25 protein-coding genes are annotated in these 24,957 nt (G+C 59.2%); 16 read left to right on the top strand and 9 right to left on the bottom strand.

All coding sequences use genetic code 11. The features are described 5' to 3' along the window. Positions 1–21: 21 nt before the first annotated feature. A complete protein-coding gene (locus BP737_RS06825) occupies positions 22–1,638 on the bottom strand; it encodes a thiamine pyrophosphate-binding protein (protein WP_292405353.1) in 1,617 nt (538 codons plus the stop codon). After that, positions 1,619–1,819: a rubredoxin gene (locus BP737_RS06820; RefSeq protein ID WP_292405356.1), complete on the bottom strand. Its 201-nt coding sequence runs from the start codon at positions 1,817–1,819 to the stop codon at positions 1,619–1,621. Before BP737_RS06820 ends, BP737_RS06825 begins: the two co-directional genes overlap by 20 nt. 318 nt (positions 1,820–2,137) lie before the next feature. Between BP737_RS06820 and BP737_RS06815 the strand changes: the two genes are divergently transcribed. From BP737_RS06815 to BP737_RS06750, 14 genes are all read left to right on the top strand, one after another. Then, entirely contained in the window at positions 2,138–2,596 is a 459-nt protein-coding gene (locus BP737_RS06815) for a Na+/H+ antiporter subunit E (protein ID WP_292405359.1), read from the top strand. Further along, a complete protein-coding gene (locus tag BP737_RS06810) occupies positions 2,593–2,856 on the top strand; it encodes a cation:proton antiporter (RefSeq protein WP_292405361.1) in 264 nt (87 codons plus the stop codon). The genes BP737_RS06815 and BP737_RS06810 overlap by 4 nt, the downstream gene beginning before the upstream one ends. Beyond that, on the top strand, positions 2,844–3,158 hold the full coding sequence (mnhG, locus tag BP737_RS06805; protein WP_292405364.1) for a monovalent cation/H(+) antiporter subunit G: 315 nt from the start codon (positions 2,844–2,846) through the stop codon (positions 3,156–3,158). Before BP737_RS06810 ends, mnhG begins: the two co-directional genes overlap by 13 nt. Then, positions 3,155–3,400: a hydrogenase subunit MbhD domain-containing protein gene (locus tag BP737_RS06800; protein WP_292405366.1), complete on the top strand. Its 246-nt coding sequence runs from the start codon at positions 3,155–3,157 to the stop codon at positions 3,398–3,400. Before mnhG ends, BP737_RS06800 begins: the two co-directional genes overlap by 4 nt. Beyond that, positions 3,397–3,672 carry a hydrogen gas-evolving membrane-bound hydrogenase subunit E gene (mbhE, locus tag BP737_RS06795; protein ID WP_292405369.1) on the top strand — a complete coding sequence of 92 codons (276 nt, stop codon included), beginning with the start codon at positions 3,397–3,399 and terminating at the stop codon, positions 3,670–3,672. The genes BP737_RS06800 and mbhE overlap by 4 nt, the downstream gene beginning before the upstream one ends. Then, positions 3,669–4,100 (top strand): MnhB domain-containing protein, encoded by a 432-nt coding sequence (locus BP737_RS06790; protein WP_292405373.1) that lies wholly within the window; start codon positions 3,669–3,671, stop codon positions 4,098–4,100. The genes mbhE and BP737_RS06790 overlap by 4 nt, the downstream gene beginning before the upstream one ends. After that, complete coding sequence (locus BP737_RS06785; RefSeq protein WP_292405376.1) at positions 4,097–4,474, top strand: cation:proton antiporter subunit C; 378 nt, start codon at positions 4,097–4,099, stop codon at positions 4,472–4,474. The genes BP737_RS06790 and BP737_RS06785 overlap by 4 nt, the downstream gene beginning before the upstream one ends. Then, positions 4,471–5,976 (top strand): monovalent cation/H+ antiporter subunit D family protein, encoded by a 1,506-nt coding sequence (locus BP737_RS06780; RefSeq protein ID WP_292405379.1) that lies wholly within the window; start codon positions 4,471–4,473, stop codon positions 5,974–5,976. The genes BP737_RS06785 and BP737_RS06780 overlap by 4 nt, the downstream gene beginning before the upstream one ends. A gap of 1 nt (position 5,977) precedes the next feature. Beyond that, entirely contained in the window at positions 5,978–7,468 is a 1,491-nt protein-coding gene (locus tag BP737_RS06775) for a proton-conducting transporter membrane subunit (protein WP_292405382.1), read from the top strand. Beyond that, on the top strand, positions 7,465–9,264 hold the full coding sequence (locus BP737_RS06770; RefSeq protein WP_292405385.1) for a proton-conducting transporter membrane subunit: 1,800 nt from the start codon (positions 7,465–7,467) through the stop codon (positions 9,262–9,264). Before BP737_RS06775 ends, BP737_RS06770 begins: the two co-directional genes overlap by 4 nt. Before the next feature lie 277 nt (positions 9,265–9,541). Continuing rightward, on the top strand, positions 9,542–10,258 hold the full coding sequence (nfi, locus tag BP737_RS06765; protein WP_292405387.1) for a deoxyribonuclease V: 717 nt from the start codon (positions 9,542–9,544) through the stop codon (positions 10,256–10,258). Between the two features lie 158 nt (positions 10,259–10,416). Next, complete coding sequence (locus BP737_RS06760; protein WP_292405391.1) at positions 10,417–11,607, top strand: FprA family A-type flavoprotein; 1,191 nt, start codon at positions 10,417–10,419, stop codon at positions 11,605–11,607. 87 nt (positions 11,608–11,694) lie between these two features. Beyond that, positions 11,695–12,717, top strand: a complete 1,023-nt coding sequence (locus BP737_RS06755) for a phosphoribulokinase (protein WP_292405393.1) — start codon at positions 11,695–11,697, stop codon at positions 12,715–12,717. Positions 12,718–12,800: 83 nt separating this feature from the next. Next, positions 12,801–14,258: a TrkH family potassium uptake protein gene (locus tag BP737_RS06750; RefSeq protein ID WP_292405396.1), complete on the top strand. Its 1,458-nt coding sequence runs from the start codon at positions 12,801–12,803 to the stop codon at positions 14,256–14,258. 25 nt (positions 14,259–14,283) lie between these two features. On the opposite strand, the gene BP737_RS06745 is transcribed toward BP737_RS06750, so the two are convergent. Beyond that, entirely contained in the window at positions 14,284–14,904 is a 621-nt protein-coding gene (locus tag BP737_RS06745; protein WP_292405398.1) for a hypothetical protein, read from the bottom strand. 229 nt (positions 14,905–15,133) lie between these two features. On the opposite strand from BP737_RS06745, the gene cfbC reads away from it, so the two are divergent. After that, positions 15,134–15,952 carry a Ni-sirohydrochlorin a,c-diamide reductive cyclase ATP-dependent reductase subunit gene (gene cfbC, locus BP737_RS06740; protein WP_292405401.1) on the top strand — a complete coding sequence of 273 codons (819 nt, stop codon included), beginning with the start codon at positions 15,134–15,136 and terminating at the stop codon, positions 15,950–15,952. Then, positions 15,912–16,991, top strand: coding sequence for a nitrogenase component 1 (locus tag BP737_RS06735; protein WP_292405405.1), 1,080 nt, complete (start codon positions 15,912–15,914; stop codon positions 16,989–16,991). Before cfbC ends, BP737_RS06735 begins: the two co-directional genes overlap by 41 nt. Before the next feature lie 126 nt (positions 16,992–17,117). Here BP737_RS06735 and BP737_RS06730 read toward each other — a convergent pair whose 3' ends face one another. From BP737_RS06730 to dinD, 6 genes are all read right to left on the bottom strand, one after another. Next, positions 17,118–17,288, bottom strand: a complete 171-nt coding sequence (locus BP737_RS06730; RefSeq protein WP_292405407.1) for a hypothetical protein — start codon at positions 17,286–17,288, stop codon at positions 17,118–17,120. Between the two features lie 110 nt (positions 17,289–17,398). Beyond that, positions 17,399–18,124, bottom strand: a complete 726-nt coding sequence (locus BP737_RS06725; protein WP_292405410.1) for a M48 family metallopeptidase — start codon at positions 18,122–18,124, stop codon at positions 17,399–17,401. Further along, the gene (locus BP737_RS06720; protein ID WP_292405412.1) at positions 18,121–21,078 is read right to left on the bottom strand and encodes a type I restriction endonuclease subunit R; all 2,958 of its coding nucleotides are present in this window, start codon (positions 21,076–21,078) and stop codon (positions 18,121–18,123) included. The genes BP737_RS06725 and BP737_RS06720 overlap by 4 nt, the downstream gene beginning before the upstream one ends. Next, positions 21,075–22,355 carry a restriction endonuclease subunit S gene (locus BP737_RS06715; RefSeq protein ID WP_342686053.1) on the bottom strand — a complete coding sequence of 427 codons (1,281 nt, stop codon included), beginning with the start codon at positions 22,353–22,355 and terminating at the stop codon, positions 21,075–21,077. Before BP737_RS06715 ends, BP737_RS06720 begins: the two co-directional genes overlap by 4 nt. A gap of 20 nt (positions 22,356–22,375) precedes the next feature. After that, the gene (locus BP737_RS06710) at positions 22,376–24,295 is read right to left on the bottom strand and encodes an SIR2 family protein (protein WP_292405418.1); all 1,920 of its coding nucleotides are present in this window, start codon (positions 24,293–24,295) and stop codon (positions 22,376–22,378) included. Beyond that, positions 24,285–24,957: DNA damage-inducible protein D (gene dinD / locus BP737_RS06705; protein WP_342686052.1), on the bottom strand; the 673-nt coding region annotated here is incomplete at its 5' end. The genes dinD and BP737_RS06710, both read right to left, overlap by 11 nt.

Below are 24,957 nucleotides of genomic sequence, written 5' to 3'. Positions count from 1 at the left end.
CACTTTCCCCCGGCCGAGAACTCACTCGAACCGCTTCGGGTCGGTCTCGATATCGATGAGGGCGGGTTTGTTCATCTGCAGTGCAGCCAGAACGGCGTCCCGGAGTTCCTGCGGCCGGGTCACCCGTATCCCGGCACCGCCGCAGGCTTCCGCGTACGCGGCGAAGTCGGGGTTCGTGAGGTCGGTGCCGTAGGGGGGATAATCCGCTTCCCGCTGCTCCTCCCGGATCATGGCAAGCTCGTGGTTGTTCAAGACCGCCACGACGATGGGAAGGTCGTACCTGACCGCCGTGGCGAAGTCGGCCATGACCATGGAGAACCCGCCGTCCCCGGTGATGCAGACGACGGTCGCATCAGGGTAGGCCAGTTTCGCTGCAAGCGCCCCGGGGAGCCCGAACCCCATCGTCCCGAGGTAGCCCGACATCGCGAACCGCTGCCGCTTCATCCGGAAGTTCCGCCCGAACCACCACTGGTTCTCCCCGACATCGAGCGATACGACCGCATCCTCCGGCAGGGTCTCGGAGAGGACCTTCATGATGTAGGGCGGGCGGATCGGGACGGCTTCCGGGTCGGCCTCCCGGTCGAGCCGGTCCGACCACGCCTGTTTCTGCTCCGCGAGCCATTGCCTGACCGCCGGGTCCTCTCGCGGCCGGACCCGCTCGCGGATCCGGGGCAGCGCGATGGTGCAGTCGCCCCAGACCCCGGCCGCGAGCGGGTGCTTGCCGAGCTGGAGCGGGTCGATATCGACCTGGACGGCCCGCTTCTCCGGGGGGATCCCGGTGAGGTCGGAGAAACTCGCCCCGCAGGCGATCACGAGATCCGAGGCCGCGACAAGCGCCCGGGCGTGAGGCGTCCCGAGGGGGCCGTGCACCCCGGCAATCCACCCGTTATCGTCCGGGAGGATCCCCTTCGCCCGGAACGTGGTGACGATCGGCGCCTGGATCACCTCTGCAAGATCGAAGACCGCCCCGGCCGCACTCATGGCCCCGAACCCCGCGAGGATCACCGGCCGTGCGGCGCCGTCGATCGCCGCCGCCGCCCCGACGGCCTCGTCGGTCGGCGCTACCCTGGCCTCCGGGAGGCAGGTCTCGCGCTCGCAGTAGGCCAGTTCGAGCGGCTCTCTCTGGACGTCGTTCGGGAGCGAGAGTTGGGCGACACCGCGGGCGACGACGGCGTAGCGCAGGGCGCGGGTGAGGAGTTTGACCGCCGTCGTCGGGTCGGCGACGGTGTTGTTGAAGACCGCAATCGGCCGGAAGAACGCGTCCTGGTCGATCTCCTGGATGCCGCCGGGGCCGGCGTACTGCGTCTTCACCTGCCCGGAGAGCGCAAGCACGCTCGCATGGTCCTCTTTTGCGTCGTACAGGCCGGTCGCGAGGTTCGTCGCCCCGGGTCCGGCGATGGTCAGGCAGACCGCGATCTTCCCCGTGAATTTGTTGTAGGCGGACGCGGCGAGGGCCGCCGTCTGCTCGTGCCGGACGACGATGTACCGGGCGTTTTCGTTCTTCCTGACCGCGTCCACGAGCGGGAGCGCCGACGCCCCGGGAATGCCGAAGTACAGGGTGATCCCCCATGCCGCGAGTTCCGCGACCAGCACGTCGGCCACGGTCATGGTGGCCCCTTCAAAGGTAGTCTTCTTCATCCGTCTTCACCTCTTCCTCTTCGTCAACCCGCACAAACGCCCCCTTCCCCACGGTGCAGCGGGGACACCGCCAATCGTCCGGGAGGTCCTCAAAGAGCGTGCCCGGGGGTATGCCGGCGGCCGGGTCTCCGGCCTCCTCATTATACTCGTAATCACAGACACTGCACACCCATCGCGCCATACCGCTCACGTCCCGATGGCGACTCCTGCTGTACCCCATCTTCACATATAAAAGGCATCGCCCCCGAGGGCAGGCCCGGATGAGTCCGGGTGCAACGGTTCGGGATCGTTGCGACCGAGGAGTTGGTTCATCCGGAGCCATGTGAAACGCTGAAAGGGAGGAATCGAGCGATCGCGAACGAGCGCTTGAAGCGGCGGGGGATACTATTATAAGCAATACTCCTCAAGTTTAAAGAAACACTACTCCGGAGGGTATGAATTGTCTTCAAATACCGGCAAAACGTCAGTTACTCGCTATATCACAGTATTTTTAATACTGATGATCTTCTGGTATGTCCTTTCCGGGTATCTGGATCCCTTTCATATAGGTGCCGGCATCATCTGCTGCAGCATCGTGACGCTCATCTCCGGGGATCTCATCTTCAGATCCGACCGAAGCCTCATTCTATCCGCACGTACGTTCATCCGATTCATTCTCTATATCCCCAAATTGATGCTGGCTATCCTCTATGCCAACATCGATGTCGCATACCGGGTCCTCCACCCGAAGATGCCGATCGATCCCGGGATGATCACCGTCGATACGCCGTTCACAAACGATATCCTCAGAACATCGTTTGCAAACGCAATAACCCTGACTCCGGGGACGGTGACGGTCGACGTAACGGGCGGGACTTATCTTGTGCATGCCCTCGTCCGGGAGGCGTCGGAAGAAGAACTCCTCGAAGGGAGGAGTATGCAGAATGATCTGGCACGGATCTTTGGTGAGGCACCGTGATCGATATCTTCCATGCCGGTGCGATCGTATTGATCCTGACGATCTTTCTCTGCCTCTATCGCGTACTGGCGGGTCCCGGTGTGGAAAACCGCCTTATTGCGGTAAATACCATCGGAACAAAGACGATCATCCTCCTTGTCCTCATCGGTTTCATCTATGAGCGGCCGCTCTTTGTGGACATCGCGATCGTCTATGCGATGATCAACTTCATCGCGACCCTTGCGATCGCCAAGTACCTCGGGAGAGGATGCATCTGCTGAATACATTAGCCCTGATCTTCATCGTAATCGGCCTCTTCTTCATGGTCGTCGGTGCCGTCGGCCTTGTCAGGCTCCCCGACTTTTATACCCGTGCCCACGCAAGCGGCAAGTGCGATACCCTCGGCGAGGGGATGATGCTGACCGGTTTTATCCTGTATGAGGGGATGACCCTGATTGCGGTGAAACTGCTGCTCCTTGTGGTCTTCATCTTCATCACGTCGCCGACGGCGGTTCATGCTCTTATGAATTTTGCCCACATTCGGGGGGTTAAACCATGGAAGAAGGGGGATGAACGGCGATGATCTGGGAGCTCGACTTCGCCCTCCTCCTCTTTATGATCTGCTGTGCAATCGCCGCGATCACGGTGCGCGACCTCCTCCATGCAACAATAATCCTTGCCGCATACTCATTGGCCATGGCGGTACTCTGGTCGGTGATGAACGCCGTCGACGTCGCCTTCACCGAGGCCGCAGTAGGGGCCGGGATAACCACCGTCCTCTTTATCGCAGCTATAGCACGAACGAAAAGGAGTTCATCGGATTGAGGGCAAAAGCTCTGCTTGCGGTTCTCCTCATCGGCATCATCCTCTTCTGGGCAATCGAGGATATGCCGGCATTCGGCGATCCGCAAGCTCCGGCCACTCAATACACCGGGGAACTGTATATCAATTCGGTTCTTCCGGATATCGGGATTGAAAACATCGTCACCGCAATACTTGCCAGTTACCGTGGATTCGATACACTTGGAGAGACTGTGGTGATCTTCACCGCAGGGATATCGGTCGCCCTCCTGCTCAGACGGGGTGGGCAGTTATGAGAGAGAACGTCGTCATCAGGACCGTATCGCGGCTTGCGGTCCCGTTTATCCAGGTCTTTGCACTGTACGTCATCGTGCATGGTGCATCGGGGGCAGGCGGCGGGTTCCAGGGAGGAGTTGTCTTTGCTTCGTCATTCATCCTGATGACCATCGCCTTCGGCCTTTCCAGTGTCAAAAAGCGGTTTAACAACAAATGGATCATGATCTGCTCGATCATCGGGATCACCATCTATGCCGGTATCGGGCTCCTCTGCCTCATCCTGGGAGGAAATTACCTGGAGTACGGAATAATCGAGGCAACACTCGGTATACCGCACCTCCATGGGTACCTCCTTGACGCAGTCGAGGTCGGGATCGGGATCACCGTGATGGCGGTGATGACATCGATCATCTATGATATGGCCGAGCGAAGGGGAGAATCTCCATGATAGAAGCGTTCTACGAACTCTTCCTCTCGCGGTACAACTACTGGATGGCGATCATCCTGATGCTGATCGGGCTCTATGCATTGATCGCAAAACAGAACCTGGTGAAGAAGCTCATCGGACTCAACATCTTCCAGACCGCGATATTTCTCTTCTATATCTCGATTGGCGAGGTGGAAGGAGGCACTGCACCGATCTACCTTCCCGAAGGGGTGGATGCCCTCTACGTCAACCCGGTTCCGCACGTGCTTATGCTGACCGCTATCGTCGTCGGGGTGAGCGTAACTGCGGTTGCCCTCTCGCTCATCGTCCGGATCTATGAAGAGTACGGGGTCATCGATGAGGATGAACTGATGCAGGCAGTGAGGAAGCGATGACGGTGATCGACCATATTCCGGTCCTCATGATTGTCATCCCGATCCTCGCGTCGCTCCTGACACTCCTGGCCGGATGGTATGACCGGAGGTTTTGTTACCCCATATCGCTTATAACGGTCCTCTTCCAGTTTGGATCCGCAATCGCCATCCTCCTGCATGTGATGCAGGAGGGAACGATCCGGTATAGTGTTGGAGGGTGGGCGCCGCCGCTCGGGATCGAACTCGTCGTCGACGGTTTCAACAGTTATATCCTGGCAGCGATCATGCTTCTTGCCGCGGCAACGGCAGTCTATGCAAGAAGAAGCGTTGAAACAGAGATAGGACCGGAGAAGACGGTCTCATTCTATGTGCTCTTCCAGCTCCTCATAACCGGCCTTGTCGGCATGACGATCACAGGCGACATCTTCAACCTCTATGTCTTCCTTGAAATATCGTCGATCGCCGCATACACCCTGATCGCTTCAGCCCGAAGGCCGCGCGCGTACGTGGCAAGTTTCAACTATCTCATCCTCGGGTCGATTGCAGGAGGGTTCATCCTCCTCGGTATCGCGAACCTCTATGCCGCGACCGGGACGCTGAATATGGCGGATATTGCTCAGCTGCTCCCTGCATCATACGGGCTTGCAACGGTTCATGCCGCATTCCTCTTCCTGGTAATCGGGTTCTCCATCAAAGCGGCGTTCTTCCCGCTCCATCTCTGGCTCCCTGATGCGTATGCAGAATCACCCTCTGCGGTGACGATCCTCCTCTCGACCGTGATGGCGAAGGTGAGTATCTATGCGATGTTCCGGATCCTCTTCTCGGTCTTTACTACAGCATACATCATCGATACCTTCCCGGTGACCGGGTTCATCCTCTTCATCGCGACGGTTGCGATCGTTGCCGGTGCGGTTCTCGCTATCGCACAGAAGGATCTCAAGCGGATGCTCGCGTACTCAAGCGTCAGCCAGGTCGGGTATATCATGTTTGCACTCGGCGTTGCAAACCAGATCGCGCTGGAAGGGGGTCTTCTGCATATCCTCGGCCATGCCGTGATGAAAGGCTGCCTTTTCATGGTCGCGGGGCTGATCATCTACCGGATGGGGACATCGCGGTTGAGCGAGTTGAAGGGCGTTGCAACGACGATGCCGATCTCCTGTGCCGCATTCGCCCTTGCCGGTGCATCGATGATCGGCATTCCCCCCACGATCGGGTTTATGAGCAAATACTACCTCGTCCTCGGGGCGCTTGAAGCCGGTCACTGGGTCTATGCAGCCGTTCTCCTGTTAGGATCGCTCCTTGCGGTCGGGTACATCTGGCGGTTCATCGAGACCGCATACTTTGGAGGCCTTCACAGCGACCACAACGAAGCTCACCCCCGCACCGCAGCACGGGAAGGGCCCCTCTCGATGCTCGTCCCGATCGTCGGCCTCGCTCTCCTCTGCCTCTTCCTCGGCATCTTCGTCGAGGGCGTGATGGAGGTCGTCGGTCCTGCCGTCTCAATTCTCCTTGGGGGAGCCTGATATGGCAGATATAAACGGGGTGCTCCCGGCGGTAACCATCGCCGTTCCTCTATTCGCGTCGGTGCTGATACTGATAGTCGGAAGACATGAGAACATCCGGGAAGCGGTCACGATCATCGCCGCAACAACGATGCTCGGATCCGTCCTTGCGATGCTCCCCGAGATCCTATCGGGCAGTCGGATCACAATCTCGCTCCTGCCGATGGTGCCCGGCGGGGATTTCGCTCTCAGGGCAGATGCCTTCGGGATGGTCTTTGCCCTGACGGCAACCGCCCTCTGGCTGTTGAATTCGTTCTATGCGATAGGCTATATGCGGTTATTGAAGGAGCACGCACAGACGAGGTTCTTCTTCTGTCTTGCTGTCGCGATAGCTGCCGCAGTCGGGATAGCATTCTCACAGAACCTCCTGACGCTCTTTATCTTCTATGAGATCCTGACGATCATCACCTATCCGCTGGTTGTTCATACCGAGACGCCTGCAGCAATGAAGGCAGGCAGGAAGTACCTGGCATACCTCCTCATCGGCGGCATCTTCCTCCTCGCCGCAGTCATCCTGACCTATACCCTCACGGGAACGACCGAGTTTGTACCCGGGGGATTCCTGGCGGGTTCCGGATCAGCCCTAACCCTGCAGATCCTCTTCCTCCTCTTTATGGTCGGGTTTGTGAAGGCGGCATGGATGCCTCTCCATGGCTGGCTCCCTGCAGCGATGGTCGCCCCGACACCGGTGAGCGCCTTCCTCCATGCAGTCGCCGTCGTCACAGCGGGAGTCTTCGGGATCGTCCGGATCGCCGGATGGGTCTACGGCATGGACCTGATGGCGTCCCTCGGCCTCGGCACGCTCCTCGCCGTGATCGCCTCGTTTACGATCATCACCGCATCACTCTTCGCCCTGACCGAGGACAACCTCAAACGAAGGCTTGCCTACTCGACCGTGAGCCAGCTCTCCTACATCCTGCTTGGCGTCTCCATGCTCTCCATCGCCGGGATGACCGGGGCGATGGCACATATCCCCATCCATGCGTTCCTCAAGATCACCCTCTTCTTCGTCGCAGGAGCGGTCATCGTCTCTGCCGGGAAGGAGTGCATCTCCGATATGAAGGGTATCGGCAGGAAGATACCGGTGACGGCTCTGATGTTCTCGGCTGCTGCGATCGGGATCTGCGGCCTGCCTCCGCTTCCCGGGATAATCAGCAAGGTCTATCTTGCGCTCGGGGCGGTGGAAGGCGGCATGCCGATCCTTCTGCTGGTCATCGTCACCAGTGCGGTCCTGAATGTCGCATACTTCTTCCCGATCATCTATACAATGCTCCTGGACCGGCCGGATGACGAGCACTCACTCGATTCGGTCTCAGAGCCTCCTCTCGTAATGCTCGTTCCGATCATTCTGACGGCGGCGATATCGGTTTTCATCTTCTTCTTCCCATCGACGCCGTTCATGGACCTGGTTGAGATCGCACTCGCCGAGATCATGCAGCAGGTGATTCCATGATCGAGATACCTCCGGCATTCATCTACCTTATCGGCCTCCTCCTGCTCCCTGTCATCACCGGGCCGGTCAGGAAGGCATGGACACTGCTTGTCGGCGCTGCCGGCTTCATCCTGGCCCTCTCACTCTCGTCTGCGGCGCCGGAGATGGTGATCGGAGTCGTCCCCGGCATTGAGACGATCCTCCTGACGTCCGATCCGATGCGGCAGATCGCGGGCGGCATCTTTGCTTTCTCAGGATTGATCACGCTCATCTATGCAGTATACCGCGATCTTCCGACGGCGGAAACGATCGGCATTCTCGCGTCGATCGCAGCGGCAATGGGGATCGTCTATGCAGGCGACTTCATCACCGTCTTCGTCTTCTGGGAGTTCCTCGCCGTTGCGTCACTTGCTATCATCTGGTCTTCGAAGGCGCCCGAATCATCCGGTGCAGGCTACCGGTACATCCTTTTCCATATCTTCGGGGGAGCATGCTTCCTCGGCGGGATCGTGCATACGGTGGCCACAACCGGGAGTGCCGCCATCGGCCCGGTGGGGGATGGAGCCGGTCTCCTCCTTATGCTGGTCGGGATTGGCGTGAATGCTGCGTTCATTCCTCTCCATACCTGGGTACCCGATGCCTATCCAAGGGCATCTGTTGTCGGGTCCGTCGCCCTCTCCATCTTCACAACAAAAGCGGCGGTCTTCCTCCTCGCTGCAATAGGGGGATGGGGGGTTGCGGTTGCGTATATAGGGGGAGCAATGGCACTCTACGGGGCCATCTATGCCCTCATGCAGGATGACATCCGCCGGCTCCTCGCGTATTCGATCGTCAGTCAGGTGGGCTACATGGTCGCGGCAATCGGCGTGGGTTCGGTTGAGGGGCTTGATGCAGGGCTTGCCCATATGGTAAACGACATCCTCTTCAAGTCGCTTCTCTTCATGGCGGCGGGTGCGGTCATCCTCAGGACGGGGTCACACCGGCTCTCGGATCTCGGGGGCCTGGGAAGGACGATGCCCATAACCGCCCTCTGTGCCGTCATCGGTGGTCTCTCACTTGCGGGACTGCCCGGCCTGAACGGTGCGGTCAGCAAAGGGATGGCGATCGAGGCGGCAGGCGGGGTGCCGTATCTCTCGCCCGTCCTCCTTATCTCAGCAGTCATAACCGTCGTCTACGTCTCCCGGTTCCTCTACTTCGTCTTCTTCCGATCGACCACCGGAACGAGGGAGGGGCTCCTCCCAAATGATCCGCCGACCCCGATGCTGGTTGCGATGGGGGCAACCGCCTTCCTCTGCCTTGCAATCGGGCTCTTCCCGCACCTCCTGACGGATCTTCTGCCCGGCGGAACGGATGCCCACGCGTTCGCCTCATCGTACCTGCTGGAGTCGGCTGCCATCTTTGCCGCCGCAGGGGCGCTCCTGTTCGCGGTGCGGCCGCTCAGGGTCCCATGGCGCGGGGTCGAGACCGATATCGACGCCCTTTATGTCAAGGCCGGAGATGCGATCGTCTGGATCTCGGCAAATCCCCTGGTGCACACCGCAGACAGGATAGAGAGGGGGGTTGAGAGCCTCGCAACGTCCCTCGGGCTCATCTCGGAAAATCCGCTCGTTGCCAGTCAGATCGCCGGAAAAACCCTTAAACTGCCGTTTGTACGGGCGTTCTCCGATCGATCCAGGTCGGAAGCGTACGAGAAAGAGCTCTCCCTCTTGAAAGACTGCTATCCGGATGTTCAGGTCAACATCTGGGGTGGCGGCTACGGCATCATCTTCATCAGCATCGTCGCGTTTCTGTACTTTATTTTTTACATGATGAGATGAGGGGACTCCCTTCACCGCTGCCCCGATGCGATCTTCCCGACCCGGGGTCTAGCGCCGGTTGTGCCCGCCGGCGGCGTCTCCAGCTCCCGGCGTCCTCCGCAACTTCTTCCCCTCAGCCGGCTACCCGCTGCAATGGTCACTTTTTCGGGGAACCTTCGCATCCCGGAGCCGCTTCTGCCTGCCCATAGTCCCCGGTCCGCACAGATGCCGCACTCCACCACCAGGAGATAATTAGTTGTTCTATCCGGATCCAGAGGCATGCGATTGGGAGACGATCATGGAGATCAGAGAGACCCACTCCTTCGACCTGACGCCGGGCGAGGCCGTCCGCCTCCAGGAGAAACTGCGTGCCCGGATCAGCTTCTCCGGGGATCTCGATGAGGTCTCCCTTCTCGCCGGCGCCGACGCCTCCTACGTGAAGGGTTCTAACGAGATCCATGCAGTCGTCGTCGTCCTCCGTTACCCCGATCTCGCCGCCGTCGAGCGGGCCTCTGCCTCTATCGAGACGTCGTTTCCCTACATTCCCGGCCTCCTTGCTTTCCGGGAAGGCCCCGCCCTCCTTGAGGCGTTCCGGAACCTGCGGTCAGAGCCGGAGGTCATCTTCTTCGACGGGCAGGGGGTCGCTCACCCCCGGGGGCTCGGTATCGCAAGCCACATGGGCGTCCTGCTCGACCGGCCCGCCGTCGGGGTTGCAAAGAGCCTCCTTCTGGGAACAGCGGCGGAGCCGGGAGCCCCCAGAGGCTCAACGAGCCCGATACTCCGGGGCGGCGAGACGATCGGAATGGCGGTGCGGACGAAAGAGAGGACACAGCCGCTCTATGTCTCGGTAGGCCACCGGATCGATCTCGTACAGGCCGTCGACCTCGTCCTCGCAACCTCCCGGGGGTACCGGCTCCCGGAACCGACCCGGCAGGCCCACCTCTATGCAAACGCCGTCCGGAGGGAGAGGAACGGAAAGGGCGGGCAGACCTCCCTCCCCTCCGGAGGTAGGTAGAACGAAACCGTTATCATCGTTCGGACCGGATAAGCGTTTATCGACCGGCACGGTAGGAAAAAATCACGGCCGGTTGCAGCCCACGGAGCGTGAAAGATGTCAGGAAATAATCCACAAACCCTGTATAGCGGCCGGAATGCACGAAGGGGAGGCAGGAGATGACCCCGCGTGAGATGGCCCCGGGCGTCTTCTCCGTCGGGGTCGTCGACTGGGACCGCCGGATCTTCGACGAGCTGGTCCCGACCCCCCACGGCACTTCCTACAACAGTTACCTGATACGGGGCAGCGAAAAGACGGCGCTGATCGACACCGTCGACCCGGCGACGTTTGCGGACCTCACGGCGAATCTTGAGCGGCTCGGTGTCGAAAAGATCGACTACATCATCGTCAACCATGCCGAGCAGGACCATTCGGGCTCGATACCGGCGATGCTCGACCGGTTCGAAGGAGTTAAACTGGTGACGGACCAGAAGTGCCGCGACCTCCTGATCGATCTCCTCCGCATCACGGAGGACCGGGTCGTCGTCATCGGCGACGGCGATACGCTCACCCTCGGAGACCGGACACTCGAGTTCATCATCGCCCCCTGGGTCCACTGGCCGGAGACGATGCTGACCTACCTCCGGGAAGACAGGATCCTCTTCTCCTGCGACCTCTTCGGCTCGCACTATGCCACGAGTTCCCTCTACGTCCCCGACGAGGGGGCAATCTACGAGTCCGCAAAACGCTACTACGCCGAGATCATGATGCCCTTCCGGGCAAGCATCAAGGGGCACCTTGAAAAACTCGCGACGCGCGAGATCGCCCTGATCGCCCCAAGTCACGGTCCGGTCTACGACAGGCCGGCGTTCATCATGGACGCCTACCGGGACTGGACGGGCGACGGCGTCAGGAACGTGGTGGTGCTCCCCTACGTCTCCATGCACGGGAGCACCCGGGCGATGGTCGACCACCTCATCGCCGCCCTGGTGCAGCGGGGCGTTATGGTGCAGCCGTTCAACCTCACGAAGACCGATACCGGTGACCTTGCAAAGGCTCTGGTGGATGCCGCGACGGTCGTGATCGGGGCACCGACGGTCATCTTCGGCCCTCACCCGCAGGTGGTCTCCGCGGTATACCTCGCAAACCTCCTCCGCCCCAAGACCCGGTACGCAACGGTGATCGGGTCCTACGGCTGGGGCGGGAAGACGGTCGACACTATAAAAGACATGCTCGGGCGGCTCAGGGTCGAGTTCCTCGAACCGGTCTACGTCCAGGGTTACCCGAAAGAGGGGGACTTCGCAGCGCTGGACCGGCTCGCCGACGAGATCAAAAAGAGGCATGAGGAGGCGGGGATCATCCCTGCCTGAGGGTTCCGACCGAACCCACTTCATCGTTTTTGGTCCGGCACCGAACTCTTAAGAGTGTGGAATACCGACCAGTATTTGAGCTGCCTTATGCCCCCGTCCGATTTCAAGAGAGTCATTGCAGAGTCGCCCTACATCTTTATCATTGGCGTAGCGGGAGACAGTGGAAGTGGAAAGACCACCTTCACCCGGGCCATTCGAGAGATCTTCGGCGAAGACCTCGTCTCCACGATCACCATCGACGACTACCACCGTTACGACCGCCGGGAACGTAAAGAACTCGGGGTCACGCCGCTCGTCCCCGAGGCGAACCGGTTCGACCTGCTGGAGGAGCACCTCGGAGAACTGAAGGCGGGAAAGACGATCCAGAAACCGGTCTACAACCACGATACCGGAAGATTCGACCCACCGGTAGCCTTCAAGCCCACGAAGATCCTGATCTTCGAGGGCCTGCACCCTTTTATCACCCAAAAGATGCGGGACCTGATCGACTTCAAACTCTACGTGGACCCGGACCCGGATGTCAAACGCGCCTGGAAGATCAAGCGCGACGTGGAACGGCGGGGGTACTCTCCCGAGGCGGTCGTCCGGGAGATGGCGGAGCGCGAGCCGGACTACGAGCGGTACGTCGCACCGCAGTGCCGGTTTGCGGACGCGGTCATTAAAATCGCCTTCTCGAAGTACGGCCGCGAGGCAAGCGAGAAGAAGAACGTCTACCACGTCACCCTCTGCCAGAGCAAACTCGAGCGAAGCATCCGGGATGTCGATCTCTCCATCGACCTCTTCCCGCTCCTCTCGCTCTCGCAACGGAACTTCATGGTCGAGTTCACCACGGAAGATATCGGGGGGAAAGCGATGGGTGCACTTGCATTCGACGGGGAATTGAACGACGCGGTAGTGAGAAAACTGGAGAAGAACATCGAGATCCAGACGCAGGTGCAGCCCATCGACCTTGTCGGGAGCGACGGTTACCTGACGGCCGGTGATGTAGCCCAGCTCATCCTCGCGTGGCGGATCATCAACCGGCGCATCTTCATCGAGAGCGCCCCGGAGACGGGCGGGGGAGAGAAGACGGCGTTGACTGGAAACGGCGGGTGTATGTGCGGCCGATGAGGGGCCCGGGGCCGGCAGGACCCGGAAGCGATAAACGGCCGAACAAGAGAAAGTAGATAAGAACGCCCGGAGAACGTGTATCGATGGATAGCCTCGAGCAATTCTCGACCATCGCGCCAGACATCGGCAACATCTTTCGTTATATAAGCATCGCCACGGCGATGCCGCTGGTCGTAGCGGTGATCTACCGGGAGTGGGATATGATCCTGCCCATGGTCTCCGTCCCGGCAACCCTTTTTCTCCTCGGGGCGCTTCTTGTCCGGGTTCCACGAGAGAACCGTGAGGCTCCTCTATCCGCTGCCCTTATGGCGGTCGCCCTGATCTGGCTCGCCATCGCACTGGTGAGCGCCCTGCCGTTCAGCCTCGGCCTCGGTGTCTCCTACCTCGACGCCGTCTTCGAGGCGATGTCGGGGTGGACCGATACGGGCATAACCATGATGCAGTCGGTCGAAGACCTGCCCCGGACGCTCCTCTTCTGGCGATCGCTGATGCAGTGGCTCGGTGGCCTCGGGATCGTCGCTTTCACCATCGCGATGGCCTCAAGGACCGGGCTGACCCAGTTCCGCCTCTATCGTTCGGAAGGACGTTCGGAGGCGCTGATGCCGAGTGTTGTCGCAACGGGCATGGAGATGTGGAAGATCTATCTTATATTGACCGCAGCCTCAATCGGACTTATCCTCCTATCCGGTGTATCCCTCTGGGACGCGGTGAACATCGCCCTTGTCGCGATCTCCACCGGCGGGTTCACAGTCCACTCGGAAGGGATCCTCTTCTACAACAACTCGCTCCTTGAGGTCCTCATCATTCCGGTCATGATCGCCGGCGCCCTGCCGTTCAAACTCTTCTACCTTCTCTATCGCCGCAAAGGCGTGAGATTTTTCGACGACCAGCAGGCACGCCTCCTTTTCATGCTCATTGCGCTCGGGATCATCGTGATCGCGTGGGATCTCATCACGCTCAGCGCGACGGACATTTCCACCGCCATCCACCAGGCGCTCTTTATGTCGGTCGCCGCAGTAACCAGTACCGGGTTCCAGATCGCGTCTCCGAACGAATGGGCGAGTGTGACGGTTCTCTTCCTCTCGATACTGATGCTGATCGGCGGGGCTTCGGGAAGCACCGCCGGCGGTATTAAACTCTCCCGGGTGGTCCTCGGCTTTCAGAGCCTTGTCTGGTGGTTCCGACGGATGTTCGTATCCGGGAAGGTGCTCGTGCCCTTCAAGTACGACGGCAAGGTGATCCCGAAGAACGTCGCCGACCTTGAGATCTCCCGGAACATGCTGACCATCATGCTCTATATCCTGATCATCTTCATCGCTACGATACTGGTGATGCACCTGCAACCGACATCCTTCGACTCGAGCAACGTGCTCTTCGAGGTCGTCTCCGCGATGTGCAACTGCGGCATCTCAACGGGATTTATCACCCCCGATATTGACGCTCCGGCGAAAGTCCTCTACATCCTGCTCATGTGGATTGGACGTCTCGAGGTCATTCCGGTGATCATGCTCGTCCTGGGCGTCTTCAAGCGGTATGAGTGAACTATAAAAAAAGAAAGAGGGCCGGTTACCCGGACTGGCGATGCATGTACAGGTCGTCCACCGTCGCCCGGTCCCCGCCGCTCTCGACAAGCAGGTCCATGTAGGTATAGACCTCGGGAGCATCCTTCTTCAGGAGCTCCGGGGAGACATGGTAGAGCATGAAGGCATCGGCAAAGAGTGCCGCCTCCCTCTCCTCGCCGGAGGGAAGATCAAGATGCCCCAGATAGGAATCGGGGTTTACATCCAGTGTCGGGAAGACCGTGCTCTCGTTAAATCCCATGGTGTGGTAGACCCGATACCCGACCTGCTGGACAAAGACCTCATCGGCCCGCGCCGCGTCCCTGTCCGAGCGGATATATATTGCGTTCTCCTCGGGGATGTAGAGGCCGTTCATGTTCCCGGGCGCATCCGGCTGCTTGAATAACTCATTCTTGCTGTCGATGTAGACGGTGGTGTTCTCCATAAACTCATCCCGGAGTTTGGTGCTCTGCTGCAGCACCAGCGCCTCTGCAAGTGCCGCTTCGGTGCCGTTCCCGTCCCTGTTTTCCAGATGGAAACCGGTGACCGGGCTCGCCGAAAAGATCGAACAGACGACGGCAATGAGGATTACCGCCGCAATCAACCGTGATCGAAATCCTGGGTCCATGGTTCACTCTCCTCGCTCTTAACAGATGTTTCAAACAGTTTGTTATATACTTTTCTAATGATAAAAATCCATATATATCCCCAGGATTATTAATCTGCAACCAGAAACCGAACGTTTGACCGGGAGGAGTCCCGTGACGCATGAGCAGGATCGCAACAAAGTATATATGGTTGATCGGTGAGGATACTGCCCGACATCTAATTACCCATGCGAGCGCATAGGTAAAACAATGAAACAGATCGCCCTCTACGGGAAGGGAGGAATAGGGAAATCCACGACCGCAGCAAACCTATCGGCAGCACTCGCCGGGGAAGGGCTCGATATCCTGCAGATCGGCTGCGACCCCAAGCATGACAGCACCCGCATGCTGATGCACGGCGCCTGGATACCGACGGTGCTCGACCTCATCCGGGAGCGCGGAGATGCAAGCATCACGGTCGACGACGTGGTCTACCGGGGCTTTGGGGGGGTGCGCTGTGTGGAGGCCGGCGGGCCCGAACCGGGGATCGGATGCGCGGGAAGGGGCATCATTGCGACTTTCCAGCTCCTCGAGCGCCTGGAGGCCCTCAAAGGAGACATAATCATCTACGACGTCCTCGGGGATGTCGTCTGCGGCGGGTTCGCGATGCCGATGCGGGAGGGATACGCGCAGGAGGTCTACCTGGTCACGTCCGGGGAACTGATGTCCCTCTATGCGGCAAACAACATCGCGAAGGCCATCACCCGTCTCTCGCGCCGGGCGCGGAGCAGGTGTACGCTCGGCGGCGTGATCTGCAACGCAAAGAACATCGAAGGCGAGCGGGACCTGGTGGAGGAGTTCGCCCGCCGGATCAACTCCCGGCTCATTGCCTATGTCCCCCGCGATCGGACGGTACAGATCGCGGAACTGAACCGGCAGACGGTCATCGAGTACGCCCCCGAATCGGACCAGGCAGCGGTCTACCGGGACCTTGCACGCGCAATCCGCGGGAACGAAACGACGAGCATCCCCACGCCCCTCGAGATGGATGAACTCGAATCCTTCGCCCTCGAATTCGTCCAGGTTTGAGGGGTGCACCCTGACCGGAGCGCTTTCGGTGCTCACAGAGGTACGGGACGCCGTCTGCATCGTTCACGGCCCGTCGGGATGTGTACATCACAACTTCTCCCTTCTTCACGCCACCCTCCTCGCGAACGACCGGCTCGAAGTCCCCCGTCTCCTCTCCACCGGCCTTACGGAGAACGATATCATCTTCGGGGGCGAAGAGGCGCTGGAAGAGGCCATAGCGCGGGGGCTCTCGCTCTCCCCCGCGCCCGCTGCCGTCTTCGTCCTCTCGACCTGCATCGTCGAGACGATCGGGGACGACACCGAGGCGGTCTGCGCGAAGGCCCGGGGTGTCCCGGTAATCGCCGTGCCGACCGCAGGGTTCCTCGGCGGGGTCTTTGAAACGGGGGTCAAAAACGCCCTCTCTGCCGTCGCCTCGCTTGCCCGGCCCGCTCCTGCCGCCGAAAAGACCCTCTCGGCAAACCTGGTCGGAGAGAAGAACCTGGAGTACGGCGTCGACGAGAACGCGGCCGAGATCGCACGCCTTCTTTCCCGGCTCGGCATCGGCATCAACCTCCGGTTCGTGCGGGGGATCGGGACGGAGGATGTCGGGCGCCTCGGGTCCGCCGCCGTAAACGTCCTCCGGGAACCTGCCCTCCGGCCGGTCGGAGAAGACCTCAGACGAAGGTTTAACACGCCCTACGTGGACTCGTTCCCTGCCGGACTTGCCGGAACGCGCCGGTTCCTCGAAGAAGCGGGCCGGGTCTGCGGCATCGACGCTTCGGCCGCCGTCGAAGAGGAGCGTGCCTATCAGGCGGAGATGCTTTCGCGGTTTTCCGAGATCGCGGGCAGCAGGGTATGCTTCCGATCCCCCCACCCCATGCTCGAGACGGACCCGGATGCGGTGGCCGTCTGCACCGAGTGCACCGAGGCCCTCAATCTTACCGTCGACCCGGACGGGGCCGCCATACCGTTCCCGTACCCGGCGCCCGTCGGGACCGCCGGGACCCGGCGGATGCTGCATCGGTGGAGTGTGCTGATCCGGGGGAAGGAGCGAAAGTGAGGTACCGGAAATGCACGGGATGAAGTGCATCCTCGGCGATATTCGTCTCGATCCCGGACTCGAGCATCGTCGCGGCAAGAGGGCGTCCCGGAAGTGAGACATGCTGATGGGCCCCGATCTCATGGGCTAGAAGACGAACTCGCTGCCGTAGTCGACCACCGTCCAGCCGTCAAAGTCCGGAGCGCCCGGAGTGAACCGTAGAAAACCTCCTGCCGACATCGAGTTTGCGCCCTTCCCGGTCACGACCGCCGAAAACCCCGGGAGGTTCGCACCGCGACAGAGTAGCGCATCTCCCATCACCAACACGCCGTAGCGGAGTCTTTTGAGATGCGCCGATTCTCCGGGACATCAGTGTCGAAGAGGCAGGCGAGCGGCGGACTACCGGCCATCAGGTCCTTCCTCACACCTCACAGTACGTACCTCCATCCCTCCTTCCGCAGTCTCTCTTTCCGGATCTCATAGTCCGGCATCGCCAGCCGAAGCAGGTCCCAGAACTCGGCGGAATGATCCCTGTGCCGCAGGTGGCAGAGTTCATGGGCCACCACATATTCAATCTGAGCCGTCGGCGCCATGACAATCCGGAGATTGATGTTGAGCACACCATCCTTCGTGCAACTTCCCCATCGCTTCAACTGATGCCGGATCGTCACCTCCGGAGGGTCAAGGTGGAGCCTTCGAGCATAGACGCGCACCACTTCGCGCACCTTCTGCAGGGCGTGCTCTTTGTACCAGGTATGGAGAGCGCGCCTGACCAGATCCCTATCTGGGTGCACGCCGTCGGGCACCGTCACCTCGAAGTAGCCGCCCATGAGTTTTGCAGACGCGTTCTCCCCGGCGACGGTTATCCTCAGCCTGTACTGCCTGCCCAGATAGAGAAACGTCTCTCCGCTGACATACTCCTTCATGGCATCGATCATGGCAAAGTGCTCAAACGCTCCAATCTGCTTCAGGATCCAGGGGGTTTTTTTCTGGACAAGACCCTGAACCGTCTCCAGGGGTGTGCCGGTCGGAACCGTCACGACCACACTCGTATCCGGATAGACCGCAATCGTCGCATCCTTTCGCCCGGGACTAAAGGAGACGGTATACTGGATCGTCGTCGTCCCGAATTGTATGGTCTCTGCCCCCGTCATCCCCGGTACCTCCGTGCGGCCAGTTCGACAAGACGAACGGCCATATCCTGAATCTTATCCGATGGATATCCGACCGCTCTGAGCACCCTCTTGATCCTCTGGCGCATCACCCGCCTGGTGTCCTCTTTCTGCTGCCAGTCGATCACTGTATGCTCTTTTAGGATCGCACAGATCTCTATAGCCGCCTCCTTGAGGGGTTCAGGGTTATCGATATCTACTGCCATCACTTGATAGAAGGGGGCGACCTCCGGGTCGAGGCCCAGGACTCCGGCGTGCCTTTGCGGGTGCCGGGCGTCGTCGAGAACAGCGGTGAGGCGGGCGAGACGCTCGGTGCTGGTGATCTGCTGGTGCCTGTACTCCTCCAGAATCCTGTTCAGGCGATCCAGGAGACCCTCGTAGAAGACCGGGTCCTCGTCGAGTTTGAGGTGGATCTCGTGTTTGACGGCGTGCTCGATCATGCTCGCCTTGGCGTCGTCCGACCGGAGTCTTCCCACTTCCGTCTCAAAACCTGCCGAGTAGAGGGGTATCGGCTCGGAGATCCTGAGAATGCCGTCGGCTCTGAGATGGTCGTCAATGAATTTCCGCACCTTTGCCCCGAGGTCCTCGACCGGGTCGTCCTCCTCGCTGAATATGTTCCGTGCCCCTATGCGGATATCGGCGAGCCATCTGAGGTCCGGAACATAGCGCAGAGCTTCAGGATCGGGGAGGAGCATATCGAGGTATTGTGAAAATTGTTTGAATACGTGGTCAAAGGAGATCCGCAGATCCTCGGGTTTGAGGTAGAGGATGCAGGCCTGTTTATAGTCTTCTTCCGCGCTCCGCTGTGGAACGGGCGCAAAAAAGTTCATGGCGGCGCGGTGGGCTGCCTGAAGATGGGGAAGGATCTCCCTTTTGAAATCCAGGTGGATCATTCCCTCAACGTCATCATCGTCATACATCCCGAGGGCATCCCGGAGGGCGCTACCCAGTCCCCAGTAGTCGACCACGAGGCCGTACTCCTTGCCCTTCTGCCGGCGGTTCACCCGGCCTATAGCCTGGAGGAGGGTATGCTCTTTGAGCGGGCTGTCGAGGTACATCACCTGCTCCCGCGGAGCATCGAAGCCGGTGAGGAGTTTGTCGCAGACGATAATGATCTTTGGGTCTTCCTCCTCTTTGAACCGGCGGATGATCTCCTGCTCCTCGGTCTTTGAGGTGTGGTAGAGTTTGTACTGCTCCTCGTCGTTGTGCATCGTGGAGATGAGGACAGCACAATCTTGCCTGCCGAGGGTTTTGAGTGCTTCCGTATAACGGACTGCCCCGAGACGGTTCGGGGCGACGATCTGGGCCTTGAAACCGTTGGGCTCGATATGGGTCTGATAGTGGAGGAGCAGGTCCTCACAGATCTTTCCGATTCGATCGGGCGCGACGGCGATGGCTGTCCGGGTAACGTACTTTCTTATGAGGCTCGCCCGCTGTTCATCGGAGTAGCCGGAAAAAAGGCGTTCTGCGAGTTCTTTTATGTTGTTGCCGGTGATGGAGAGCTGGGGCAGCCTGCTCTCGTAATAGATCGAGACGGTGTTCCTGTCGACGACCGACTGCTTATGATCATAACGGTCGATGCAGGGACCGAACTCGGCAAAAGTGTCACGCTTCTTCTGAGAGACGGGGGTGCCGGTGAAACCGATGAAGCAGGCGTTCGGGAGGGCTTTGCGCATGTTGGCGGCCAGGATGCTGTACTGGCTGCGATGCGCCTCGTCGACGAGGACGAAGATATTCCTCTCGTCGGTGAGAGGGGGATAGACTTCTGCGGCGTCCTGGAACTTCTGGATGGTGGTCATGACCGTCTGACCGACAGGATGAGAGAGGGTTTCCTTGAGGGCGGCGGCGCTTGTCGCGTTGACGGGGTTCGGGAAACCGCAGTGGAGGAAAGTGCCATGAATCTGGTGATCGAGGTCGGTCCTGTCGGTGACGACGACAAGGGTCGGGTTGGCAAGGGCCTTATTCCGCCGGAGTTTGACGGCGGTGAACTCCATGGTGAGACTCTTGCCGCTTCCCTGCCAGTGCCAGACGAAGCCGCCCCTGCGCTCAGGTGCGGTGACCTGCGCGAGAATCTTGTTGGTTGCCCGGAACTGCTGGTACTTGGCCACTTTCTTGACCACCCTGCCGTCCTCGCGTTCGAAGACGATGCAGTTCCGGATGAGATCGAGGAGGTTTTCCTTTGAGCAGGTACCGAAGAGCAGGACGTCCTGCGAGGTGGGGAGCCTGCCGAGGATGAACGTGAGATCTTCGAGGGTCAACGGCCAGGGATCCTTCCACTCCGACCAGTGGCGCAGGGGGGTATAGTTGGTCCCGAATCTGGCGACGGTGCCGTGTGTGGCGATGAGAACCTGGGCGGTTCTGAAGAGCTTCGGACAACCCTGATTTCTGAACCCGGAATCGATCTCCTGATAGCGGTTGAGCTGCCTGAGGGCCTCAGCCATTGCCCTGGTAAGGTAAGGGCTCTTGCACTCGATGACGCCGATGGGAATACCGTTCGTGAACAGGACGATGTCGGGGATGCATTCGGTGTAGTGCTCGACGGGGTACTGCCTGACGGCGGAAAAGTCGTTGTTCTCGATCTTCTCATAGTCAATGAGCCGGACGGTCCGGCTCCGCTCGCCCCAGCCGTCGCCGAGGTCCTGCTGGACGGTGGTGCCGAGGTCGAGCATGGCATGGACCTTTTCGTTGGCTCCGAGGACGGAGGCGGCCGGGATGTTGGTGATCTGGTAGACGACCCGGTCGATGTTCTCCTCCGAGATCCAGAGGTTGAGGTCCCGGATCTTCTCTCTAAGGAGGACGGTGAGGACCGGCTCCTTGCGGGAAGGGCGGAGGGTGTCGGCCTCCCGGACGGTGCGTTCGGTCCAGCCGAGGTGACGGGTGAGGACCTCGACGGCAGGGTCTTCGACCTCCGTCAGTTCTCTGGGGTCGCGGGTCATGGAGTGTGCCCCGGGGGAAGATCGCACGCAGTCACGCGTTCGGGACCGGGGCAGGCTGTCCCGCCAGCGCCATTCGGGGGCACCCGCACCCGCCCGGTGAGGAGATCCTGCATCAGGCCCTTTTTGAGGGTCTGGAGGCGGTCGCGGTCGACGGCGGAGAGGATCGCGGCGATGCGGTGCTGTTCGGGGAGAGGAGGGACGGCACAGAGTAATTTGTGCACAAAATTTCGATTTATTCCGGGAATTGATAACGCATCACTCTGGTATGCTGCCAGATGTAGTCTCAAAAAGTAACTGATAAATTTGGGGTCATTACCTTTGAAATTACAAACATATAACGTCGTATTAAGAGGCCAGAAATCTCTTTCAATGAAGAAAACCTCTCCAAGAGTTCCATAGCGCCCCGTCACAACGCCGGGCCCGCAAACTTTTGCTTCCTGATGATAGCCCGATATACCGGAAGAGGAGATAACAGGGACGTTTCCAGCAAGTCTTTCATCCGAAGGAAGATCATAGCCTCTTTTAAGAGTGATTACATCGCCCATAGCTTTAAACTCCCAGGGTTCTGGGAACTTAAACGTCGTCGAATTAATCGTCTTTTCGCAAAATATGTCTGTCCCCTCTGACCGTACCCTCCCTTCCTCGTCGATACCCTTCGTGAGGAGGTCCTGCATGAGGCCCCGCTTCAGCTCTTCAGTCTTTGCGATGACCTCGTCGGTGGCGGCGATGGCGGCGTCGACGGTGGAGAGGACGGCGGCGATACGATGCTGCTCGGGGAGAGAAGGGAGAGGAATATATTGAGAAAAAATATCCTTGTCGGTCACAGCAGGATAATTTGACCCATTTTGAAGTGATGAAACATTAGAGATAAATTCATCTCTTGTAACTGATTGAAATATATATTCTGGATCCACTCTTTTTGCGTCGCACCTTATGATACAAAAAGCAGTTGAGCAGACTTCTCCGTCTAAAGTGGCTGGGACTCTCGCCAACTGCTTCAGGTACGGCCTTATTGTCGAGAAAAGGATATCTCCATTTTCTATCAGTTTCCTCGCTCTGCTTGGCGCATTTTTACCATTATATTCCAAGTAATTTGTAATTTTTAACGTATCTCGGGATATGCAAGACACATCGATGTACCTAAATGTCTGGTCCGGATTGTTTGTCGGATTGATCCCATTTATCTTTTGAGAGAGGTTAGAGATGAGTTCTACCCTCCAATCCTCCGGGATAATCCCCACCCTTGTCATTTTGTAACCTTTGGGAATGCTGAACATATGCATAATCTCCCCTAGAATCATGTTCCAGGTCTCCGGCTTGCTCTCGCAGCAATTACGGGCCCTCCAACATCAGGTACCTTGATCCCGAACCCTATTGCATATTTTCGGCTTGCTGCCTCTAAAACAGGATAATTCCCGCCGAAAAAAGTCGAATATCTAACCATCTGCTTGTGATCTGCAAGGTAGTTGACGACATGGGCGGGGAGGGAGAGGAATGGTCGAGTGGAATCGAGGCCCGTATAACGGCGGCAGAGGTACAGATTCCGGGACCGCAAGGGCCCAGGTACACTTGAACGAAGGAGTGCCCCCTCATCTACGTCTCCTTCGATCCCTGCGAGATACGCAAGCCCGAAGATATACTCAAAGACATCAAGCGATTCAAAGAAGGTGTATTGGTTCGGGATCAAGACCTTCATGAACTCATATATGGTTAGGTACGGATAGTCCTGATACCTTGTTTCTTCCCCGAACCGCCTGTGCGCGAGATCAGCGACCCATTCGTGACACACCCCGATAACATCCCAGATATTTACGTACGCATGATACAGTATCTTTTCCCGTAATACACCATTGTACCGGGATTTCATCGGCCTCCGGACAATCGCCTCCAGGGTGTTAAAATGTTCGGTACGAACGGCAGCGATACCCGAAGCGTAGATCACAAGAAGGGCCGGAGAGTACCGCAACCGGAGCAGCCGCTCAAGACAATCGTTCATCGTCACTTGCCCCCTGTTTTGGATCTCTGAGAAAACGGGGGTGACAGGTGGCACGTTGATCAACCGCTCGATCGTATCGGTGATGAGATCCGCAAAAATTTCGTCATCGTATTGCGCCACCGTGGCGACCATCGCTGCCAAGGGGACCGCGGTGTCTTCGAGTTCCCTGAGCAGCGCCGTGAAAAACCCTTTGCTGTCAATGACGTCGGCCTGATATCGGCTTTTGTCGGCGAGGAATGCAAGCACCCGATCCGTTTCTTCATTGATGAGATCGGGAAGGACAAGTTCTGGTTTGGTCTGTCTGAGAGCATCTTTGACTTTCCTCACCGCCGCAGCGGCGGTGAGGGTCGTTCTCGGTTCAAACCGCGAAAACCTCTCAACCACCGTTTCAAGGGCGGTGAAGAAATCATCGGCATCGTCGATAGCGATCCCGTTCGGCATGAGTGCCCTGCACACCTCACGGGGAACGGGCTCCCCGTTTCTCCGGCACCAGAAGATCGGGTATCGGCGGGGGATCTCTTCGGCGCAGAGGATCTGGATAAGGTGCGTGTCGAACTCCCCGGACCAGCCGCAGACAACAAGGCCGTACTCCCCGAAGATCCGCTTCAGGTAGTCCTCCATTGCCGGGGGGTAATGCTTGAGGTCCTCGGGCGTGATCCTGAGCGTCCCCCGCTCGAAATCCCCGTTGACCTTAAGAACCCGGCACCTGTCCGGGAATACCGACATCTGCCGGACGTCCGACTCCTCGGTGATGACCTCGTAAGGAACAAACTCCGCCTTCAGCGCTTCTTCCATGAGCGTGTCGAAATTCGTGGTGATGACGAGCGAGACCGTCCCGGACTTCACCAGCCTGACAACGGCGCGGTGGGCTGCGGTGGGGGCTCCGGGGATGGGATCGCCGTTCTCGTCGGTCCGAGAGATGAACTTCTTCAACCCGTCCTTTCGGTTCCCTTCTGAGATCCCAAGCTCCTTCATAAGGCGCTGGAATGTTGCAGGCTCCCCAAACGTCTCCTCAAACCACGCAAGGCAGACCTCGTTCTTCTCTCCCCTCTCCACCTTCTCGCCCCGTCCTCTGGCGACGGCAAGGATCATATTCCCGGAGACGTCGCTTGCCGTCGGGAGGCCTGCGGCGACCGAGATCCCCGCCCCGATAAGCAGGGCGTAGCGCTTCGGGGAGGCGTGCATCGCGTATGCAACCGGGACAACCCTATCAGCGTTCACCGTCGCCCGCCTCCGAGTTCGCCAGCCGCCCGGCAGCGCCGGCGATCCTCTTCTCCTGCGACCTCACCCGTCGTTCGAGTTTCTTCAGATCCTCCTCCGGAGGGAGAGACTCGGGCTTGATCCCGCGCCGCACGAGGAGGTCCCTGACGTCGGTGTTGTTCTGAACGTGTTCGTCCGTGATCGCACGCTCACCCTGGAGATCCTCTTTAGTCACGTTAAAGTTCGTGATCTCGGTGGCGAGGTTCTTCGCCGTGATCGTCACCGTCGGGAGGAAATCGGCAAGAGGGCGGTTTTGCGGCGCCCCTAAGCGCTCCTTCATCGCCTGGGTGGTATACCCGCCGAAAAGCGCCATGTCGCCTCTGCTGCGGATCCGCCCGAACCCGGGCTCATCCACGCCTCGCTCGTAAATATTCCGCGACAGTTCGGACTCGGACTCCCGCAGCCGCTCCCGTGCCCTCAGGCGTTCGGTGAGGAGGATGTGCTCCTCGATGATCTCCTGCTTGCGCGTCTGCACGGCGAAGTAACTCTGGGCAAACGCGATCTCCTCTTTCCTGGGATCCCCGTTCTGAGCGATGAGGTAACAGGCATACCTGGTCAGCATGATATCAGGGATCTCCCGTTCCGACCCAGACCCAAGGGAGACCATTTTGTTGACGTCAACA

Source organism: Methanoculleus sp. UBA291 (assembly GCF_002499755.1).
In the GTDB taxonomy this organism is placed as follows: domain Archaea; phylum Halobacteriota; class Methanomicrobia; order Methanomicrobiales; family Methanoculleaceae; genus Methanoculleus; species Methanoculleus palmolei.
Note: the sequence above shows the minus strand (reverse complement) of the source record. Positions and strands in the feature narration are given on the sequence as shown.

Excerpts from the sequence above, each read along its gene's own strand:
- BP737_RS06825 (WP_292405353.1), bottom strand. The coding sequence starts at position 1,638 with ATGAAGAAGACTACCTTTGAAGGGGCCACCATGACCGTGGCCGACGTG.
- BP737_RS06820 (WP_292405356.1), bottom strand. The coding sequence starts at position 1,819 with ATGGCGCGATGGGTGTGCAGTGTCTGTGATTACGAGTATAATGAGGAG.
- BP737_RS06815 (WP_292405359.1), top strand. The coding sequence starts at position 2,138 with ATGATCTTCTGGTATGTCCTTTCCGGGTATCTGGATCCCTTTCATATA.
- mnhG (WP_292405364.1), top strand. The coding sequence starts at position 2,844 with ATGCATCTGCTGAATACATTAGCCCTGATCTTCATCGTAATCGGCCTC.
- BP737_RS06800 (WP_292405366.1), top strand. The coding sequence starts at position 3,155 with ATGATCTGGGAGCTCGACTTCGCCCTCCTCCTCTTTATGATCTGCTGT.
- BP737_RS06790 (WP_292405373.1), top strand. The coding sequence starts at position 3,669 with ATGAGAGAGAACGTCGTCATCAGGACCGTATCGCGGCTTGCGGTCCCG.
- BP737_RS06785 (WP_292405376.1), top strand. The coding sequence starts at position 4,097 with ATGATAGAAGCGTTCTACGAACTCTTCCTCTCGCGGTACAACTACTGG.
- BP737_RS06780 (WP_292405379.1), top strand. The coding sequence starts at position 4,471 with ATGACGGTGATCGACCATATTCCGGTCCTCATGATTGTCATCCCGATC.
- BP737_RS06775 (WP_292405382.1), top strand. The coding sequence starts at position 5,978 with ATGGCAGATATAAACGGGGTGCTCCCGGCGGTAACCATCGCCGTTCCT.
- BP737_RS06770 (WP_292405385.1), top strand. The coding sequence starts at position 7,465 with ATGATCGAGATACCTCCGGCATTCATCTACCTTATCGGCCTCCTCCTG.
- nfi (WP_292405387.1), top strand. The coding sequence starts at position 9,542 with ATGGAGATCAGAGAGACCCACTCCTTCGACCTGACGCCGGGCGAGGCC.
- BP737_RS06760 (WP_292405391.1), top strand. The coding sequence starts at position 10,417 with ATGACCCCGCGTGAGATGGCCCCGGGCGTCTTCTCCGTCGGGGTCGTC.
- BP737_RS06755 (WP_292405393.1), top strand. The coding sequence starts at position 11,695 with ATGCCCCCGTCCGATTTCAAGAGAGTCATTGCAGAGTCGCCCTACATC.
- BP737_RS06750 (WP_292405396.1), top strand. The coding sequence starts at position 12,801 with ATGGATAGCCTCGAGCAATTCTCGACCATCGCGCCAGACATCGGCAAC.
- BP737_RS06745 (WP_292405398.1), bottom strand. The coding sequence starts at position 14,904 with ATGGACCCAGGATTTCGATCACGGTTGATTGCGGCGGTAATCCTCATT.
- cfbC (WP_292405401.1), top strand. The coding sequence starts at position 15,134 with ATGAAACAGATCGCCCTCTACGGGAAGGGAGGAATAGGGAAATCCACG.
- BP737_RS06735 (WP_292405405.1), top strand. The coding sequence starts at position 15,912 with ATGAACTCGAATCCTTCGCCCTCGAATTCGTCCAGGTTTGAGGGGTGC.
- BP737_RS06730 (WP_292405407.1), bottom strand. The coding sequence starts at position 17,288 with ATGGGAGATGCGCTACTCTGTCGCGGTGCGAACCTCCCGGGGTTTTCG.
- BP737_RS06725 (WP_292405410.1), bottom strand. The coding sequence starts at position 18,124 with ATGACGGGGGCAGAGACCATACAATTCGGGACGACGACGATCCAGTAT.
- BP737_RS06720 (WP_292405412.1), bottom strand. The coding sequence starts at position 21,078 with ATGACCCGCGACCCCAGAGAACTGACGGAGGTCGAAGACCCTGCCGTC.
- BP737_RS06715 (WP_342686053.1), bottom strand. The coding sequence starts at position 22,355 with ATGTTCAGCATTCCCAAAGGTTACAAAATGACAAGGGTGGGGATTATC.